Origin of the sequence: Dyadobacter sp. CY347 (genome assembly GCF_021502655.1) — a bacterium.
GTDB lineage: Bacteria > Bacteroidota > Bacteroidia > Cytophagales > Spirosomataceae > Dyadobacter.
Genome location: NZ_JAKFFT010000004.1, coordinates 430175 through 448799 on the forward strand (window position 1 = coordinate 430175; position 18625 = coordinate 448799).

The following is an 18625-nucleotide window of genomic DNA, read 5'->3' on the forward strand; positions in this document are numbered from 1 at the left end:
AAAAACAGCAGTCTCCATAAGGTTAATCATCTATTTTAAATAACAAACCCTTTTAGTCTCATGACTCAAACAATCAATAGCGACAGGCTTTTTAATGCTAGTTGTTTTGCACTTATTACCACCGCTTTTTCTTTTAGTATCCGGGCGGGTATCCTTCCACAGCTGGGCGTTGAATTTAACCTTACGGCGGAGCAGCTGGGCTTTATTAACTCCATGTTCTTCCTGGGTTTTCCTCTTTCTATGATTATCGGAGGGCTTGTTTATCATTCTGTTGGTCCAAGAATCATTATGCAGGTCGCGCTTGTTTGCCATATCATCGGTATTTTGATGACGATTTATGCAGGCGGATATGTTGGGCTTCTTGTTTCCACATTTTTCATTGGAATTGGAAATGGATGTACTGAGGCTGCTTGTAACCCAATGATCGCAGATACTTATTCAGGATTGAAAATGAATAAAATGCTGAACCGCTTCCATATGTGGTTCCCGGGCGGGATTGTTGTCGGTAGTTTGATTTCAAAGTTCATGACCGATGCTAACCTTGGATGGCAGGCGCAAATCTGGGTGATTATGATTCCAACTGTGATTTATGCGTTCTTATTCTGGGGCCAGGCGTTTCCTAAGCCTCACGTTGCAGGTGTAACTTCAATCGGCGAGAACTTGAAAGCAATGGCGTCGCCTTTGTTTATATTTATCTTCCTTTGCATGGCCCTTACAGCTATTTCAGAGTTCGGACCACAGCAATGGACGGGCCTGATCATGAGCAAAAGCGGTGCAAGCCCAATGCTTATCCTTGCACTTGTAACCGGCTTGATGGCTCTGATCCGTTTCTTCGCATCTCCGATTGTTAAAGTCCTTGGCGCAACCGGAATTCTTTGGGGATCGTCCATTTTGGCGGCAGTCGGAATTTACCTGTTCAGCACGGTAACCGGACCAGCAGCTTATGCAGCGGCAGTTATCTTTGCAATGGGCGTTGGGCTTTTCTGGCCTACAATGATCGGATTTATTGCGCAGAATGTGCCGCTTAGCGGTGCTCTGGGGATGTCCATCGTTGGTGGGGTAGGGATGTTCTCAACAGCAATCTGGCAGCCTGTTATCGGTAAATGGCTGGATGATGCCAAAGCTGAAAAAATAGCAGCCGGGTTAACCGGTGATGAAATGGAGCTGGCAGCCGGTCAGGCGACGCTTAGCACGATGATCATTTTCCCCGCGATCCTGATCGTTGCATTCGGAGTTCTTTACTTCTGGATGAAAGGCCGTGGCGCGACAACAACTTCCACAGCAGCAGCGCATTGAGCCAAACATATATCAAACAAAAAATGGGTGCCCTCGAGCACCCATTTTTTGTTTCCAGCCATTTCCAAATGAAAATTATTTCAATTTTACAATGGTAACTCCCGCGCCGCCACGGTCCGGATGCTCGTCCTGCATGCCGGAAACTTGCGAATAGCCTCGTAAATGGTTCCTTACCAATGTTCTCAGGATTCCGTCGCCTTTTCCATGCACGATGCGCAGCTCGTCATAGCCGAGCATAATGGCGTTATCCATAAACTGGTCCACAAGGCCTAATGCTTCTTCTCCGCGTTTGCCGCGCATATCCAGGTTAAAACTGAAATTGAGCATCCGCTCATTCAAATCGACACCTTTCGCGCTGGTTTTTAACTTTTTCTCGCCGGTGGCTGCCTTGTAAGTTTTGTTGGAAACCTTTTCGAGTCTGCTCAGCTTGATGGTGGATTTCAGATCTCCTATCCGCACTTCGGCATCCTTTCCTCTTAGTCCAATAACCTCGCCAATAGCCGTTTGTCCAACAATCCGGACGTAACTTCCAGGGATAATGTCGCCGCTTTCGGGTTCAAAAATATCCTCCGCAGGCGCCGCTTCGGTAACCTGTTCCAGTTCAAGGTTTTTCTTACCAAATTTTTCAAGTTCAACTCTTACCGTTTTGGTCTTTTCCTTCTCGGCTTTATTTTCCTTGATTTCACGGATGGTGTTCTCGATCAGTTGATTAGCATCTGAAATGAGGGTTTTGGCTTTTTGCTTCGCTTCATTAACGATCTTTTTCTCGTTGTTGTCCAGCTTTTCTTTAAGCGCAGTGTAGTCAGCGAGTTGTTTGGCCAGCTTGCGCTCCTTAATGCCGACCTCAATGTTCTTTTCTGCAAAAACCCGTCGCTCAATGTCGAGCTCTTTCAAAAGTTTTTCGAAATTCACCTGCTGTGTTCCGAGCTTTTCCTTTGCCCGGTCAACCACAGCATTCGGCAGCCCGATTTTAGATGCGATTTCAAATGCAAACGAACTGCCCGGCCTTCCGATTTCCAGTTGGTAAAGCGGTTCCAAATGTTCACCATCAAAGCGCATCGCGCCATTTACAAGTCCTTCGGTTTTGTCGGCAAGCACTTTCAGGTTGGTATAATGCGTGTTGATCACACCATATGCGCCTGATTTTGTCAGATTTTCCAGGATTGCTTCTGCAATCGCTCCACCTAAGCCAGGCTCTGTTCCGGTTCCGAACTCGTCGATCAGGAACAGCGTGCGCCTGTTCGCCATGGCCAGGAAATGACGCATGTTGGTCAAATGCGAACTGTACGTACTCAGGTCATTTTCAAGGGACTGCTCATCACCAATATCGATGAAAATGTTTTGGAAAAATCCCATGGTTGAACCTTCTGCAACCGGCACCAGCAAGCCGCATTGGAACATATACTGGATCAGCCCGACTGTTTTCAGTGACACAGATTTTCCACCCGCATTAGGACCGGAAACAATGAGAATGCGCTCTTTTTCCTGCAATTCAATGTTCAGGGGAACCACTTTCTTGCCTTGTTTTTGGAAGGAAAGGTGTAATAACGGATGTCTGGCGTCCCGCCAGTTGATGAACTGTTTATTGAAAAATGGTGGGTTGATCGCGCTCATTTCCGCAGCCAGCTTCGCTTTCGCCCTCAGAAAATCCATTAACCCTAAAAAGCCGTAAGCCTTTTGCAGGTCCGGGACGTAAGGCCGGAGTTGGGCAGTCAGTTCGAGCAGGATGCGGTTAATTTCACGGCGCTCTTCATATTCCAGTTCGCGGATCTCGTTATTGGATTCAAAAACGTCAGTCGGTTCAATAAATACGGTTTGCCCTGTGGCCGACTCATCGTGAACGAATCCCCGCAGCTTGCGCTTGTGCTCGGCGGCAACGGGAATGACCATCCGGCCATTTCTTATGGTCAGCGAAACATCGTCACCCACCCAGCCGTTGGTGCGTGCCGATTTCAGGATCGTATCCAGCTTTTTACGAATTCCTGCCTGTTCGGATATAAGCCGTTTCCGGATGCGTGATAATTCAGAAGAAGCCGAATCCCGGATCTGGCCGCGGTCATCGATAATGCGGTCAATGGCGTCGGTAATGGCCTTGTCCACCCGAATGGTTTTGGCATATTCACCCAAAATAGGGTAAGCTTCCGGTTCTTCGTTTTCGAAAAATCGAAGGCAAAGTCTGATCGTGAGCAGTGAAACTTTAATGTCAGAAAATTCTGCCTGCGTGAGCAGCATTCCTTCGATAGCGGCACGCCTCAAGAAGGAAGTGGCGTCAATGTAATTCTGAGAAGGAAAATTCTCGCCGATCTGCATGATCTTCTGCATTTCGGCGGTTTGGCTTACCAGCTTTTCAACAAGTCCAAAGTTTTCTGAAAACTTAATTTTCTCAACATAACTCTGGCCCAGCGGACTTATACAAGCCTCTTTCAGCCGCTCCCGCAGCTTGTCAAAACCTAATTTCTGTTCTAATGTATTGGGATAAAGCATTTTTTATGACTGTCTGCTTCGGGCTATTAGCCGTCAGCTCTTTCTTTTAATATTTAAAATAATGTCCTGATTTCCTCTTTCAGGACTTTTAATGCATGCGACGAAGGTTGTACTTCTTTCTCGATCACGTGCGAAAATATCTTCTTGGCAAGGTCCGCCGGCGGAGCTTCGCCTGATACTTCGGTAGAAGCCTGGTTGATGACCGCAACCGTTTCGTTCATCGCATTTGTAACCTGCTCCCATGCATTGCTGCTGATGTACATTTGCTGTGCAACATTATGGTTGTATTCTTCGCGGATCTCATGTAATAGGATTTGTTGTAATTCCAATGCGCTCATAGCGGAGGAAACCAGTCTTAACAACAAATTATTGGGGGCAATCCGTTCTAGAAAAAGGCACATGCGTTCGTAAGCCTGCAATCTCAGGGGAAGTGTGATGTCGGTATGCTTGCCGCGAATCTCCCATCTTTGCTTATCGGACAACTTGGTTGCTACGGTCGTAATGGTTAAGTATATGCCGAAGATTATGGCTAGGCCAAGTACGAAAATAACAAGCAGTGAATAATATTCCATCGTTTTTAGAATGCTGATTTTGATCAATAAACCGCAAAATTAAAGGAATAACTGCATTAAGCAGAGAATTATTTGAAATAGCGAATGCATTGGCAATCTTTCGTGTTCAAGGAGATACTTAACACAACATTGCATCAGATTTCAAATGGAAAGCCCTGTTCAGCTCACAGAAAAGGCCAAATCAGAAATAAGAACAACATTAGCCGCCAATAAAATTCCAGATACTTATGGGTTAAGGGTGGGACTCAAAGGCGGCGCCTGCAGCGGTTCATTTATGCTGGGTTTCGACACCGCAACCGAGCATGACCAGACTTATGTGGTGGATGATATTAAGATCTTTGTAGACAGGCGACACCTCATGTACGTAATCGGTTTGTCTGTCGATTTCGAGGAAGGAGCGAACGGCACTGGTTATACGGTTTCCACTGAGGAAAAAGTGTAATTAAGTATTTGCTTTAATCTTCAATGGTTACATGTTTCCAGTTTTCTCCCGAACGGATCCTGTTAAGCTGCGTATGCGTGATCCCAAACTGCTTTGCAATCATTTTTAGGCGGTTATTATCGTTCTTTAACAGCTTCTTAATGATCCTTACTTTGCTTTCCGTTAGCTTATAATTCTTTGTCCTTCTTGGAATTACGCGATTGATAAACGCCGGGTTTTCACGGTTATGCTCGATCATTTCGGCCTTGGTAACCCATTTCAAATTCTCGAAATGATTGTTTTGTTTCTCAAAATCCGAGTGGATCACGAAAATGTGTTCATCGCTTGGTTTATCAACAAAATGCTCTGCTACAAGCTTGTGCACGTATCTGTTAATGGTTTTACCACCTGATACCCTTATGTTGAGCGACCTGTAACCTTGTATCACAGAGCCTTTTATAACCGCACCTTCTTTTGGATTATTTTGAAAGCTCTTTAACCTGCCATAATTTGATACTTCGTAATGAGGAGCGTTCTCGATTTCGTCGAATATAATTTTTGCCCACTTTTCGTTCCAGAAACTCCGACTTACATTTGACTCATTCATTTTGATACAAGATATATAATTAGTTTTTAAAGCTTTTTTAAGTCCCTACCTCACCGGGCTTGTTGTCTTGGAAACGATTTTGCATACTTTCGCTGTTAATGTAATCGGAATACGGTTCCTTTTTCATTAACTAAATCAAAAAGCATGAAGCGCACGCTTATCCTAGGAGCAACCTCAAATCCTTCCAGATACGCTTATCTGGCCGCACAAAAACTCAGGAATTACGGACATCCGATTTTGCTCCTTGGCCGGAGAAAGGGAACTGCATTAGGTGAAGAAATTCATTTGGACAAAAAAGACTGGAAAGATGTAGATACAGTGACGTTATACATTAATCCAACTCATCAGCCCGAATATTATGATTATATCCTTTCTTTAAACCCTAAACGCGTCATCTTTAATCCCGGTACAGAGAATCCTGAATTTAAAAGCATCCTTGAAGATAAAAATATCATACCAATAGAGGGATGCACGCTTGTAATGCTTTCAGTTGGCCAATATTAGGCTATTTACCACCTGATCAGCGCAGAAGCCCACGTAAACCCGCTTCCAAAGGCAGCCAGACAAATCAGATTCCCATCTTTCAACCGGCCATGTTCCCAGGCTTCTGCCATGGCAATGGGGATCGAGGCTGCGGTGGTGTTACCGAAACGTTGAATATTATTAACTACTTGTGCCTCAGACAGCCCTAATTGCTGCCGGACATAGTCGCTGATACGGATATTGGCCTGATGCGGGACCAGTAAGTCGAGGTCGCTTTGCTGATATCCATTCGCTTCAAGCGCCTCATTGATCACTTCTCCAAAACGAACGATTGCATGTTTGAAAACAGCATTTCCGTTCATATGAACATTAAAACCTCCTTCGTCGAGCATTTCTTTTGTGGCAGCCCGGCCGGGGCGGCTGCTGCCTGGTTCTTTTACATATAAATCTTCCGCAAAACGCCCGTCTGCGTGAAGGTGTGTAGATAATATACAATGTTGGGGATCTTCAGTGGCGGTCAGAACCGCTGCCCCAGCGCCGTCTCCGAAGATTACAGCCGTGTTCCGGCCGGCCGTGGTCTTATCAATCCATGACGACTGGATCTCGCTGCCAACTACCAGCGCCGTTTTGTACATGCCGGATCTGATAAACTGGTCCGCAATGGACAATGCATACACAAACCCGGAGCATTGCTGCCGGATATCGATCACGGGTTTCCCATCCATGCCGAGCTCACGCTGCATTAAAAATGCGGAGCCGGGGAAGAAATAGTCGGGTGTAATGGTGGCATAAACGATCACATCTATATCGTTAGGCTGCAAACCGGCGCGCTCAAGTGCTTGCCGGGAGGCTGCTGCTGCCATGCTGTAATTGGTGTCTTTTCCGTGCTCAAAATAGCGGCGTTCGCGGATCCCGGTCCGTTCCTGGATCCATTCATCCGAAGTCTCCATCCATTGGGTCAGGTCATTATTGGTGATAATGTTATCAGGAACATAATAGCCAAGACCGGTTATTTTAGAGAAAGCCATACTTTTTTTGCAAAGATTTTACTTGAAAACACCCGGGACAAAGTTGCAACAAAAACTAAATGTTACCAATCGATCGATCCTTTTTCGTGACATTATCCACGACCGAAAGCAGGATGTAAAGAATGATAATGGCCGGCACAGCCAGGATCTTGAGTGTTAAAATCAGAACCACTGTGAATCCAATGAGCAAAAACCGGAATTCGTTTCCCTTCCAGCCGAAATGCTTGAATTTTAAGGCAATCAATGGCATTTCCATGACGAGCAGGAACGACATGACAACTGATAGTACGAGCAGATTGGTGGTGTCGACAATAATGTCTTTCCAAAAAGGGGCTTCGGTTAACAGGATAATAGGCAAGGAAGCGATCAGCATGGCATTGGCTGGTGTCGGCAGGCCGATGAAGGAATCGCTTTGACGCGGATCGTGATTGAACTTCGCCAACCTTATTGCCGAGAAAATGGCGATGATAAAAGCAGGATAGGCTTTCCATATTCCGAACAGATCCGGAATGCTCTGCATCAGGAGCTGATAAACGATAATCGCCGGCAGCAATCCGAACGTAACCATATCGGCCAGGGAATCGAGATCTTTTCCAATGGCAGAGCTCACTTTCAGCAATCGGGCCACAAAGCCGTCAAAGAAGTCGAAAACAAGCGCTACACCTATTAAAATACACGAGATAACCAGATTATTATGAAACGCTTCTACAACCCCGATGCATCCGCATAGCAGGTTGGCACAGGTTAGGGCGTTGGGAATGTTGCGGCGGATCATGGGTTATCTGAAAAAAGGGTTGTTTTTCTTTTCGAAACCAATGGTCGTTGGTTGCATATGGCCTGCGTAGACTTTGTAGTCGTCCGGCAATGTAAACATTTTGGTACGAATGCTTTCGATTAACGTTTCGTGGTTTCCACCCGGCAGATCCGAGCGGCCAATGCTCATATGAAACAGCACATCGCCGCCCACGACAAAATGATCGGCATGGCTTACAAATGCAACGTGTCCGGGAGCATGGCCGGGGACAAAAATGACTTCCAGCTCAGAATTACCAAATTTTACGATTTCCCCATCGGTCAGGTAACGGTCAATTTCAGGCTCATCGAACTGATTAAAGCCATAATTCGAAGCATAACTTTTAACAGCTCTCAGATAGGGTTCATCGATCTGGTGCAATGCAAACGGAATGTTGTATTTCCTTTTTACAGCGGCTACGCCCAGAACGTGATCAATGTGTGCATGCGTGTTGATGATCTCGACGGGCTTCAAGCCATTTTTTTCAATAAAATCATACAACTCCTGATATTCATCTTTCTCAACACAGCCCGGATCAATGATGACAGCCTCGCCCGTTTCGTCGTAAAGAACATAACTATTTTCCTGGAACGGGTTGAATGTAAAAGTCTGGACTGCGGTCATTTTTATAAATGTAAGAGCTGTAATGTTTTGGACGAAGTTACAAAAGACTTCATTTAAAATGTCTATGCCCGGCTTTTTACTGTGCAGTGATCAATGCTTTGATCCGGTCGTAATACACGGTGTTAATGCCTTCATAACCAGAATCCACCCCGACAAAAAGCCAGATTTCCCCGTTCGCATTGGCTTTCACGGCAAATGGTTTTGCATTAGACTTCTGAACGAGCCTGAATGTGCTCTGCGGCGTGCCATTGGTCGCATCTCCGATAATTACAGCATCAACACCTTCTTCTGACTGAACTCCCTTATCGAGATTGAATTCGTAAACTGAATCCACAAGCGTCCTGCCTGGCTGAAAGCCTGATGCACCCGCTTTCAGAAACATTGCACCGCCGGGGGCGCCTCCTGAGCCGATGCCGCCTTCGGGATAATTCGTCCCTATGGTCACTTCAAACGAAATGTTATAAACCTGGTTTGCATTGAAGCCGGTAAGCTTCTTTTTCAGATACATAAACATATCATCGCTGCCATTGGAAGCCTCTACGAGATAAGCATATTTGCTGGTATCCAGGCCGGTTGGAAGCCGGGACCGCAACGCAAGCATGCGCAATGTCAGTGAATCAGTGGTTGTAGCATATTCGGCAAACTCAGCGGCCCAGCCGTCCGTGCCGGTTTCGAATGCAGAGTCAGAAATAAAAACGGGATTAAGTGAGTCATCATCATTGCAGGCTAACATGAATGCAGCCAGTGACAAGACTGAAAATAAAATCCATTTTTTCATGGCGAAGTAAAGTTTGTGGTTGAGTTATTGACTTTAATTACCATTAAGATCAGTCCTCAGGGCATATGGTTGGAAAGATTGTATAACTTTTATGTTTAACCAATCAAAAAGATCGTCGGCTTCTTATGCAGATCCGGCTTGGCCGACTTCCAGTTTTTGACAGACATCGTCTTAATAAACTCATCCTCACCCGTCACATTAGCAGCAATACAAAGCATTGTATCGGTTGCGCATGATTCGAGGATCGCCTCTAAAAATGTGTTGTTACGAAATGGTGTTTCCATGAAAATCTGCGTCTGTCCGGATTGTCTGGCGTCGCGTTCCAGCTGCTGCAAAGCTTTTTTTCTTTCGGGTTTATCAATGGGCAAATAGCCGTGAAACGCAAAAGACTGGCCACTCAGCCCGGAAGCCATCAGCGCCAGTAAAATAGAGGAAGGGCCTACCAACGGCACCACCTGAATGCCCAGTATATGGGCCAGGCCCACCGCCACAGCGCCGGGGTCAGCGACGCCTGGGCAACCCGCTTCCGACAGCACGCCTGCATCCTGGGCAAGCGCCCGCAAATGCTCCCGCGTAACGTGCTCGGGCGTATCCTTGTGCAGCTCGATAAATGTGAGTTCGTCAATTACCTTACCCAGCCTGAGGCTGCTGATAAAGCGCCTGGCGGTCCGGACATTCTCTACAAAGAATACATTCAGATTTTGGATCGTACTAAGAATCTGGGGACTTAGCACTTTCTGCTGAGTATCATCTGCAAGGACGGTAGGAATAAGATAAAGCTTTAAATGGGCCTGATTCATAAGTTAATCTGAAATTTAAATTCTCTTCCAACCTTATTCACCTGATTTGCATCATATATGAAAGAACAAAGTTAAAAACAATGAAACGGTTACTATACATACCCTTCTGTATTGCCCTGTTGTTGTCATGTAAAAAAGACACAATGGAGGCCATGGACTCTCCGGACCTGGTATCGGTTCAGGGCAAATGGATTCTCACAGCGGTTGAGAAAAATGCGATTGATGGCACCAAAAATGTTTGGGAGGCCATCGTACCCGGCAAAGCGGATACATTGATCTTCCGTTCCGACGGTGTGATCCTGGACACCGATGGTAAACCACGTTGCTGCGCCCCCGGAACGCTCATTATCAATGGCAATGTAATGCCGGTCAAGCCGCAGGTTGCACTTCCGCCGAATCCATTATGCGCAGTTGTCAATTGTATCAGTTGTCCCAGTTGGGAAATAGAACTGTCTGGCAGCGAAATGATCGTTACGCCCTGCAATAATCAGCGGCTTAAATATGTCAGGTAGTCTCTTCCAGGAATTTTAGCAGCGCGGCAACAAAGGCTTTCGGTTGCTCAGCCTGCACCCAATGTCCGGCATCGGCAATGTTTTCAAGCCGGGCATTCGGAAAGATTTTCAGTATCCCTTCCCAGTCTTCATCAACGATGTATTTGGAGTTCTCACCCTTGATAAAAAGGGTGGGGGCTTCAATTTTTTGTTTGGAAACAATCTCCGATCCTACCTTGCCCATATCGGATGTCAGAATGGGCAGATTGAACCGCCATCCGAAACCGCCTTCGTCTTTTCTGTATAAATTTTTAAGCAAAAACTGACGCACCGGTAAAATAGGCTCGTATTCGCTGAGTATTTCGTCCGCCTGGTTCCTGCTTTCTATCTCGCTGACAGGAATTGCATTGAGCCCTTCCAATATCTTTTTGTGATGGATCGGGTAGGCTTTCGGGCCTATGTCTACGATCACGAGCTGTTTGAGGCTTTCCGGGTAAGTCACGGCATATTCCATCACCGTCTTGCCCCCCATCGAATGTCCGATCAGGATAGGATCAGTAATTTGGTGTTCTTCTAAAAAACCTTTCAGATCGGCTGCTAATGTCGCGAAATCCAGAGGCCCCTCGTGCGGGGAACGTCCGTGGTGGCGCTGGTCCACGAGATAGACTTTGAAGCCGTGTTCGGAAATCGTCTTGCCAATTGTAAGCCAGTTGTCGAGGAAACCGAAAACGCCATGAAGAATAATCATGGGCCTTCCGCTCTCACCGATCTGTTTATAGTTGAGTTGCATTATGCTGATGTCAATGTTTTTAATGGTCGAAATGCAAAAGTCGGCCTATTTATAAGAAGGACAAAACCAGGCCAGCTTTAATTCAACATTGATTTTCTAAGATCATTTTGCGGGTGTTGCAAAAATTTATTTTTTAGCCCAAAAAACTGGTTAGCAGGCCAATAATTGCTTTAAAAAGCAATGGAGCGCACTGGCCGATTTCTTAACAATTTGATAATGTTTTTAATATTGAATAATTGTTACAGAATTCTGCATTATTTCAATAAATCAAGCAGTTACGCGGATTAGTATTGTATTTTAGTAGGATTTGCGATTTTGTTATTCAAATAAAAAAGAATTTATTTTACGGTAAATATTACTCATCGCCTTCGATGAAGCTACTAATATTAAAAACCAAATCAACTAATTTTATGAACGTGAAAAGTTTACTTTTCAGGGCAGCAGGCTTTGGCCTGGTTGTCTTCCTAATGTCCCTGTTCAGTCCCGAAGTCCGGGCGCAGGTAACTTCGTCAGCAATTACAGGCCGTGTGGCAGACAGCAAAGGAGAGGTGCTTCCGGGCGCGACTGTCGTAGCCATTCACGTTCCATCAGGAAGTAAGTATGGTTCCGTGACTAATGATCAGGGACTTTACACGATTCCGGCTGTCCGCGTTGGAGGTCCTTACACCGTAACGGTTTCATTTGTAGGGTTCAGCGACAAATCGCAGGAAAACATTTTTGCTAACCTCGGAACTGCCGCCAATGTTAACTTCGACCTGCAAGACGGTTCTACCGAACTCAGCGAAGTGGTTGTAACAGGCGCCGGAAGCGACATTTTCAGTTCAGACCGCACAGGAGCAGCAACTACATTCAATAAAGGCTTGCTGACCAGCCTGCCAACATTGGGAAGGACACTGAACGACATTACAAAATACAATGCATATGGCAATGGCCGCTCATTTGGAGGCCAGGACAGCCGCTATAACAACTTTACCATCGACGGTTCTGTTTTTAACAACGGTTTTGGATTGGGTAACGAGGCAGCAGCCGGTGGCCGCACAGGTTCTTCGGCGATATCCCTGGATGCGATTGAAGAGGTTCAGATCAACATTGCCCCTTACGACATTCGCCAGTCCGGTTTTGCAGGAGCTGGTATTAATGCCGTGACGCGCTCAGGAACAAACGAATTATCAGGTTCGGTTTTCCATTTTTTCAAAAACAAAAGCCTTGCGGGTGACAAAGCCGATGGCAACAAGATCAATGTTACCGAGTTCAGTGAGAAAACGACAGGTTTCCGTCTGGGCGGGCCGATCATCAAGAATAAACTTTTTTTCTTCGTTAATGGTGAGTTTGTAAAACGTTCAAGCCCGGCATTGGATTTTGTGCTGAACCGCGGACAGTCGGGAGACAATGTTTCCCGCACAACGGCTGCTGATCTTGAAGATCTTGGCGCATTTATGAAGGATAAATTTAAATATGATATCGGTGCTATCGATGGTTTCAACAACGAGAACAAGAGTAACAAATTCCTTGCGCGCATCGACTACAACATCAGCGACGCACATAAACTGACATTGCGTTACTCGCACCATGATTCTGATTCGGACGTTTTGATCAGCCAAAGCAATAGCAGTAACACGGCAGGTTTTGGTAACCGTACGAACTCACTATCCGCAATTTCTCCTCAGAATACTGGTTACATCATCCAGGATAATACGCGCTCTTTCGTAGCGGAACTGAACTCCAACTTCGGAGGTAAATTCGCCAACAACCTGATCGGAACATTCAACAAGCAGATCGAGGATAGAAAGTACAAAGCGCCGATTTTCCCAACCGTGGAAATCCAGAAAGACGGATCAACTTACACGACAATCGGTTCCGATCCTTTTACGCCTAATAACCGTCTGGATTACTCCACATTGAACATTACGGATAACCTGACTTACTTCGCCGGAAAACACACGTTAACAGCGGGTGCTTCTTTCGAATATTTCAAATCGAACAACTTGTTCTTCCCAACTTCGAACGGGGTTTACGTGTTCAAATCGATCCAGGATTTTAAAAATGCAGCCAATGCATATCTGGCTAACCCAAATTTGACGGTTGCGCCGGACACATTGGTTCGTTTCAACTATCGTTATTCATTGCTTCCGGACGGTTCTGCACCTTGGCAGGAATTCAAGACACAGACGTTTAGTTTGTATGTTCAGGACGAATATCAGGTTGCGCCAAACTTCAAGGTTACAGCCGGTCTTCGCGGAGATTATATCACCATCCCGAACACTTCGAAACAATATTATAATCCAGATGTAGCCGCATTAACATTTAAAGATAATGAAGGTGCTGATTATAAAGTAAATACAGGTAATGTTCCAAAAGCACGGATTTATCTTTCGCCTCGCCTTGGTTTCAACTGGGACGTGAAAGGAAACAGAACCACGCAGGTTCGCGGTGGAACGGGGCTATTCTTATCTAGAATTCCTTATGTATTGATCTCCAACCAACTGGGTAACAATGGTGTGAACTCTGCAACGGTTCAAGGAAGCAACACTGTGGACTTTCCTTTCACCCTGGACCCTTCCAGATACAATCCCCAACAATCCAAGAAATTGACTGGTTACCAGGTTAATGCCTCAGATGAAGATCTGAAATTCCCACAGGTTTGGAAAAGCAACATTGGTATCGATCAGCAGCTGGGCTGGGGTGTAATTGCAACCGTAGAAGGTATTTTCAATAAAAACTACAATGCATTGCGCTACATTGACGTGAACCTGAAACCTGCAAGTGCAGACTTCGTAGGCAGCGACACGCGTGACCGCTTCCCGGCATCCGGACTATCCGGACAAGCTGCAACAACGGCACGTTTGATCAACGGAGACATTTCCAATGTTTATGTGTTGACCAACACTAACAAAGGTTACTCTTACTCGATCACAGGAAAACTGGAAAAAGCGGCAACCCGCGGCTTTGGTGGAATGGTGGGTTATACTTACGGACAGGCAAAAGACATTGCATCCGTTTCGAGTACAGTTGAAGGTAACGTGCCGGGTATCAATGGTTTGAACAACCTGGATCTGGCATGGTCTGGTAACGACTTGCGTCACCGTTTTGTAGGTTACGTTTCTTATAGAAAAGAATATGGCGGTAAAATCGGTGGAGCAACGATGATCACATTAGGCGGTGTTTCCAACAGCGGAACGAAGCTTTCTTACATCAGCTCAACGGATATGAATGGTGACGGTCAGAACAATGACTTGCTATATGTGCCAAAAAGCGCTTCCGAAATCAATTTCGTAACTTCTACGACAACTGTAAACGGAAAAACTTACACGTTTTCACCTGAGCAGCAAAGAGAAGCCTTCCAAAGCTACATCGACAGCCATCCTTATTTGTCAAAAAGAAAAGGACAATACACCGAGCGTAACGGCGGTGCTTATCCCTGGCTGACACGTTTTGACCTGACAGTTGAGCAGGATTTCTACGTGAAAGTTGGCGCAAAAGACAAAAAGAACATTATCCGTCTGCGTGCTGACGTGTTCAATATTGGAAACATGATCAACAACAAATGGGGTGTAGGAAACCAGGTTACGGTTTCATCAAACGCTACACAGTCTAACCCGCTGAACTTCGCAAGCGTTTCAGCCGACGGCGTTCCTTCATATAGAATGGGAACACAAGTGATTGCCGGTGAGACGGTTTTGGTTCGCGACGCTTTCGTAAAAGGTCGTACGATCAACGACGTTTGGCAAGCCCAAATCGGTATCCGTTACATTTTCAACTAATAACCGGCTGAGGCCACTGGTTGAATGACAAAAAGAGTCTGTTCCGATATGGGACAGACTCTTTTTTTGCTTATATAATGCCGATTTATTATTTCTGAACTTTCTCCGCACCTGCCATAACAACCTCCATTCCAGCCCGGTAACCTTCTACAATCAATCGGGAAATGTCTTCGGATGTGAAATGTTGCAGGTCGAGAAAAAGCGGTGCGGTGGGGCGGATTACGGTTAGTTTCATGGGTTTTCCCCGCAGGTTGGAACGGTCAACAAATGACTCCGCCCAGGCAATGTTGCTGTTCACGATCTGATTGACCGTAATGTCCCTTACGCGCTCAATTAATGTGATGAGATTCCTGGAATTCATGTCTTCCGGCTGGTACAAAAGCGGTGAATGGCAGGAGATGAGCACAATTTCCGTTGCGCCGTCTTCAATGGCCTGACGAATAGGCGCCACTTCGCGCAGACCGCCATCCAGATAAAGCTGCTGCTCAATCTCAACCGCAGGCATCAGCATCGGGATGGACGAGCTGGCGTATACATAGCTCAGAAAGTGCGGGTTCTCCGGCGAGGCATATTTAATTTCCCCACTGCCGATGTTGACTGCTCCTACTTTTAGCTTAACAGGGTTGTTGCGCAGAAACTGATCGTTCACGTGCTTCCGGATCATTGAATGCAATGGCATAGGGTCCACGATCCCGTCAAAGCGGCTCATCAGCGTGGCCATACCCAGCATTACCCGGGAGCGGAGCATGGAAATGTCCTGTGGCTGCGTAATGTTTTTGATCCAGAATTCGAGCAGTTTCCTGCTGACAAGCGGCCATTGAACGGCTTTCTTCTCATGCATTTGCTTCCCAGCTTCGTTGGCGAGGAATGTTGCATTTAACGCGCCTACCGAAATGCCGTAAACCATTTCGGGCTCAAACCCATTTTCCAGCACAGCCTGTATTACGCCGACCTGAAAGGCGCCTTTCATTGATCCTCCTCCCAGCACTAATGCTTTCATGTAATGTTGTTTGACCGGGGTGCCGGCGCAGTGATTGAATGGTAGAACGACAGATCCCTATCCTAATTTTTTCAATTCTAAACATTTTCATAATAAAATTGATATAAACAGAAGATTTTATTCCAAATTTGAAGATCAGAGTTCAGGAGCGGAAAAACCTTGAAAACTAATCCCGGTTTTTTCAGCGCCTATTATATCAGGAGGGATTTTTGAAGCCCTCGTCCATTAATATGACCCTTTCAATAAAGGAAATCCAGGTCCCGATTGCAGATGAAATGAAGGCCTTTGAGCACAAATTTCGTCAGTTTATGAAAAGTGACGTAATGCTGCTGGACCAGATCATGAATTACATTGTCCGCCGCAAAGGCAAGCAGCTCCGGCCTATGTTCGTGTTTCTTTCCGCTGGTGTTTGCGGACAAATCTCGGAGTCTACTTACCGGGGCGGCGCATTGATCGAACTGCTCCATACGGCCACGCTCGTGCACGACGATGTTGTGGACGATTCCAATTACCGCCGTGGATTTTTCTCTGTTAATGCATTGTGGAAGAATAAGATAGCCGTCCTTGTAGGTGATTATCTGCTTTCACGCGGACTTTTGCTATCCGTGGATCACGGGGAATTTGATATCCTTAAAATCGTTTCTACTGCGGTTCGTGAGTTGAGTGAAGGGGAATTGCTTCAAATTGAAAAAGCACGCAGGCTCGACATTAACGAAGAGGTTTACTATCAGATCATTAAACAAAAAACAGCTTCCCTCATTGCGTCCTGCTGCGCAGTAGGCGCCAGTTCTGTGGGTGCAACGGCCGACATTGTGAAGCGTATGCACGCGTTTGGCGAAAAAGTAGGAATGGCCTTCCAGATCAAAGACGACCTTTTTGATTACGGTGAAGATGAGATCGGTAAACCGCTTGGGATTGACATTAAGGAGAAAAAAATGACGCTTCCGCTTATTTATGCCCTTAACAAGGCAACCTGGCTTGAAAAACGGAGAATCATCAACATTATCCGCAACGAAAGCCACAAACCTAAAAAAGTAAGTGAAGTAATCGCGTTCGTAAAAGATTCCGGCGGCCTGGGTTATGCGCAGGAAGTGATGCAGCGTTACGTCGAGGAAGCGAGGGCGCTTTTGTATGAATTTGCCGAATCACCATACCGCCATTCCCTGGAACAGCTCGTTCAATATACCATAGAAAGAAGTAAGTAGCTGGTAATCTGCCAACTGCGGATTAATTTGAAGCTTTTAAAGGAAAATATGTAAGTAACTATAATAATATGACTAAACTTTTAGTTATGTTAGCACTTCCATAAAAACCTTTATGTCATGAAAGCTATATTCTCTGCATTGATCTGCTTGTGCATACACTCTGCCTATGCACAAATGAAGGTGGTATCTTTAAAAAATGTTGAAAAAGAAGGCATTGACAACATGAGGTTGGCCAATGATTACGAAGGCGGCGAACGTGCTTTTATCACGGAGGTCATGAATAAGACAAGCCTCATCATCGCGTCAGCATTTCCTGAAAATCCTGATCCAGGCATTTCCGTATTTACCCAAATGTACATCAACGAATCCGGTAGCCTGGATTACGTCATTTTTGACATTAGCACGGGGGAAGGTTATAACAAAGATTCGCTCGACGCGCATGCCAGATATGCTTTTTTGACCGGATTTGACGGATGGAAAGTTTCCAAACCAGGGAAGAAATTCTCCGTTGTCGCGCTGAAAACCATTGGAAAGCAAGCCGTGATCCGGGAGGTCAGGCGCGGGGATAGTTCGGTGGTTGATTTAAAAACAGCATTGGTTTTCCAGGATACATTAAAAATCAAAAGGCTCTATCTCAATCAGTTGGAATTAAAGACATTGCCGGATGTCATTTATCGTTTTCCAAATCTGGAAGAGTTGTATGCAGGTGATAATGAGCTGCAAACATTGAACATTGACATGAAGCGGCTTCCTAAACTGACCCAGCTGCATTTACAGAAAAATCAATTGAGTAATAACGGTTTTGAGCTTTCGGCAAACAAGTCGCTGAAATTACTGAACCTGAAAGAAAATAAGTTTACAGACATTCCGAATACAATCCGTAAATCCAAAAGGCTGGCCATATTGTGGCTGGGCGGCAATGAGCTTACCGCATTATCGAATAGGAGTTTCCGCAAATTGAAGCAAGTGCAAGACCTGAATTTTTACAAATCGGACATTGCCATTTTGCCCAGGGGAATTAAAAAAATGAAGAACTTGGAAGTTTTGGATTTGTATTACAATAACCTTGAAACGCTGCCAACCTCTATCACCAAACTGAAAAAGCTGACGCATCTGGCTGTTTCCTACAACCAGATCAAAGCATTGCCTGAACGGATTGACAAGCTGGGCCGCATTCATACATTATATGCGCATCACAACCGCCTGAGCAAACTTCCGGCAAGCATTACCAAAATGCAAAACCTGAAAATCCTCGATCTGGGGTTCAACTGGTTTACAAATTTCCCACCTGAACTGACCGCATTTGTAAAATTACAGGAGCTGGACCTTTCGTCAAACAACTTCCCGGATTTCCCGGAGCAGCTTTTGGAAATAAAACAGCTGGAAAAGCTCTATCTCCGTGGTAATCCGTTTGTCAAGGACGATGCGGAGACCAAATACAGCAGGCAGCTCGGCCAGTTGAAAAGCAAGAACATTGAAGTGTTTTATTGAT

General features: G+C 45.6%; 17 protein-coding genes. 7 read left to right on the top strand and 10 right to left on the bottom strand.

The features are described 5' to 3' along the window. Positions 1-60: 60 nt before the first annotated feature. On the top strand, positions 61-1296 hold the full coding sequence (locus tag L0659_RS09920) for a sugar MFS transporter (RefSeq protein ID WP_235125786.1): 1236 nt from the start codon (positions 61-63) through the stop codon (positions 1294-1296). A 75-nt stretch (positions 1297-1371) separates the two neighbouring features. Here the strand turns inward: L0659_RS09920 and L0659_RS09925 are convergent, their stop codons facing one another. Beyond that, positions 1372-3780 carry an endonuclease MutS2 gene (locus L0659_RS09925; protein ID WP_235125787.1) on the bottom strand — a complete coding sequence of 803 codons (2409 nt, stop codon included), beginning with the start codon at positions 3778-3780 and terminating at the stop codon, positions 1372-1374. A gap of 53 nt (positions 3781-3833) precedes the next feature. Further along, positions 3834-4352, bottom strand: a complete 519-nt coding sequence (locus L0659_RS09930; protein ID WP_235125788.1) for a hypothetical protein — start codon at positions 4350-4352, stop codon at positions 3834-3836. A 145-nt stretch (positions 4353-4497) separates the two neighbouring features. Here L0659_RS09930 and L0659_RS09935 point away from each other — a divergent pair, with 145 nt between their 5' ends. After that, positions 4498-4794 (top strand): iron-sulfur cluster assembly accessory protein, encoded by a 297-nt coding sequence (locus L0659_RS09935; protein ID WP_235125789.1) that lies wholly within the window; start codon positions 4498-4500, stop codon positions 4792-4794. 13 nt (positions 4795-4807) lie between these two features. Here L0659_RS09935 and L0659_RS09940 read toward each other — a convergent pair whose 3' ends face one another. Beyond that, positions 4808-5380 carry an NUMOD4 domain-containing protein gene (locus L0659_RS09940; protein ID WP_235125790.1) on the bottom strand — a complete coding sequence of 191 codons (573 nt, stop codon included), beginning with the start codon at positions 5378-5380 and terminating at the stop codon, positions 4808-4810. Between the two features lie 144 nt (positions 5381-5524). Between L0659_RS09940 and L0659_RS09945 the strand changes: the two genes are divergently transcribed. Next, positions 5525-5884, top strand: a complete 360-nt coding sequence (locus L0659_RS09945; RefSeq protein ID WP_235125791.1) for a CoA-binding protein — start codon at positions 5525-5527, stop codon at positions 5882-5884. A 5-nt stretch (positions 5885-5889) separates the two neighbouring features. On the opposite strand, the gene L0659_RS09950 is transcribed toward L0659_RS09945, so the two are convergent. The 5 genes from L0659_RS09950 to L0659_RS09970 all read right to left on the bottom strand — a co-directional run bounded on the left by L0659_RS09950 (position 5890) and on the right by L0659_RS09970 (position 9886). Then, on the bottom strand, positions 5890-6891 hold the full coding sequence (locus tag L0659_RS09950; protein WP_235125793.1) for a 3-oxoacyl-ACP synthase III family protein: 1002 nt from the start codon (positions 6889-6891) through the stop codon (positions 5890-5892). Positions 6892-6946: 55 nt separating this feature from the next. After that, a complete protein-coding gene (gene pssA / locus L0659_RS09955) occupies positions 6947-7666 on the bottom strand; it encodes a CDP-diacylglycerol--serine O-phosphatidyltransferase (protein ID WP_235125794.1) in 720 nt (239 codons plus the stop codon). Positions 7667-7669: 3 nt separating this feature from the next. After that, a complete protein-coding gene (locus L0659_RS09960) occupies positions 7670-8308 on the bottom strand; it encodes an MBL fold metallo-hydrolase (RefSeq protein ID WP_235125795.1) in 639 nt (212 codons plus the stop codon). Between the two features lie 76 nt (positions 8309-8384). Then, entirely contained in the window at positions 8385-9086 is a 702-nt protein-coding gene (locus L0659_RS09965) for a hypothetical protein (protein ID WP_235125796.1), read from the bottom strand. 95 nt (positions 9087-9181) lie between these two features. Further along, positions 9182-9886, bottom strand: coding sequence for an SAM-dependent methyltransferase (locus tag L0659_RS09970; protein ID WP_235125797.1), 705 nt, complete (start codon positions 9884-9886; stop codon positions 9182-9184). A gap of 143 nt (positions 9887-10029) precedes the next feature. On the opposite strand from L0659_RS09970, the gene L0659_RS09975 reads away from it, so the two are divergent. After that, complete coding sequence (locus L0659_RS09975) at positions 10030-10398, top strand: hypothetical protein (protein WP_235125798.1); 369 nt, start codon at positions 10030-10032, stop codon at positions 10396-10398. On the opposite strand, the gene L0659_RS09980 is transcribed toward L0659_RS09975, so the two are convergent. Beyond that, positions 10391-11167 carry an alpha/beta fold hydrolase gene (locus L0659_RS09980; RefSeq protein WP_235125799.1) on the bottom strand — a complete coding sequence of 259 codons (777 nt, stop codon included), beginning with the start codon at positions 11165-11167 and terminating at the stop codon, positions 10391-10393. The two genes, L0659_RS09975 and L0659_RS09980, sit on opposite strands and share 8 nt — an antisense overlap. A 410-nt stretch (positions 11168-11577) precedes the next feature. Here L0659_RS09980 and L0659_RS09985 point away from each other — a divergent pair, with 410 nt between their 5' ends. After that, entirely contained in the window at positions 11578-14928 is a 3351-nt protein-coding gene (locus L0659_RS09985; protein WP_235125800.1) for a carboxypeptidase regulatory-like domain-containing protein, read from the top strand. 88 nt (positions 14929-15016) lie between these two features. Here the strand turns inward: L0659_RS09985 and L0659_RS09990 are convergent, their stop codons facing one another. Beyond that, positions 15017-15928 (bottom strand): patatin-like phospholipase family protein, encoded by a 912-nt coding sequence (locus tag L0659_RS09990; protein WP_235125801.1) that lies wholly within the window; start codon positions 15926-15928, stop codon positions 15017-15019. Positions 15929-16158: 230 nt separating this feature from the next. On the opposite strand from L0659_RS09990, the gene L0659_RS09995 reads away from it, so the two are divergent. Together L0659_RS09995 and L0659_RS10000 are read left to right on the top strand one after the other, a co-directional pair. Further along, entirely contained in the window at positions 16159-17133 is a 975-nt protein-coding gene (locus L0659_RS09995) for a polyprenyl synthetase family protein (protein WP_235125802.1), read from the top strand. 117 nt (positions 17134-17250) lie between these two features. Further along, positions 17251-18624, top strand: coding sequence for a leucine-rich repeat domain-containing protein (locus L0659_RS10000; RefSeq protein ID WP_235125803.1), 1374 nt, complete (start codon positions 17251-17253; stop codon positions 18622-18624). Position 18625 lies beyond the last annotated feature (1 nt).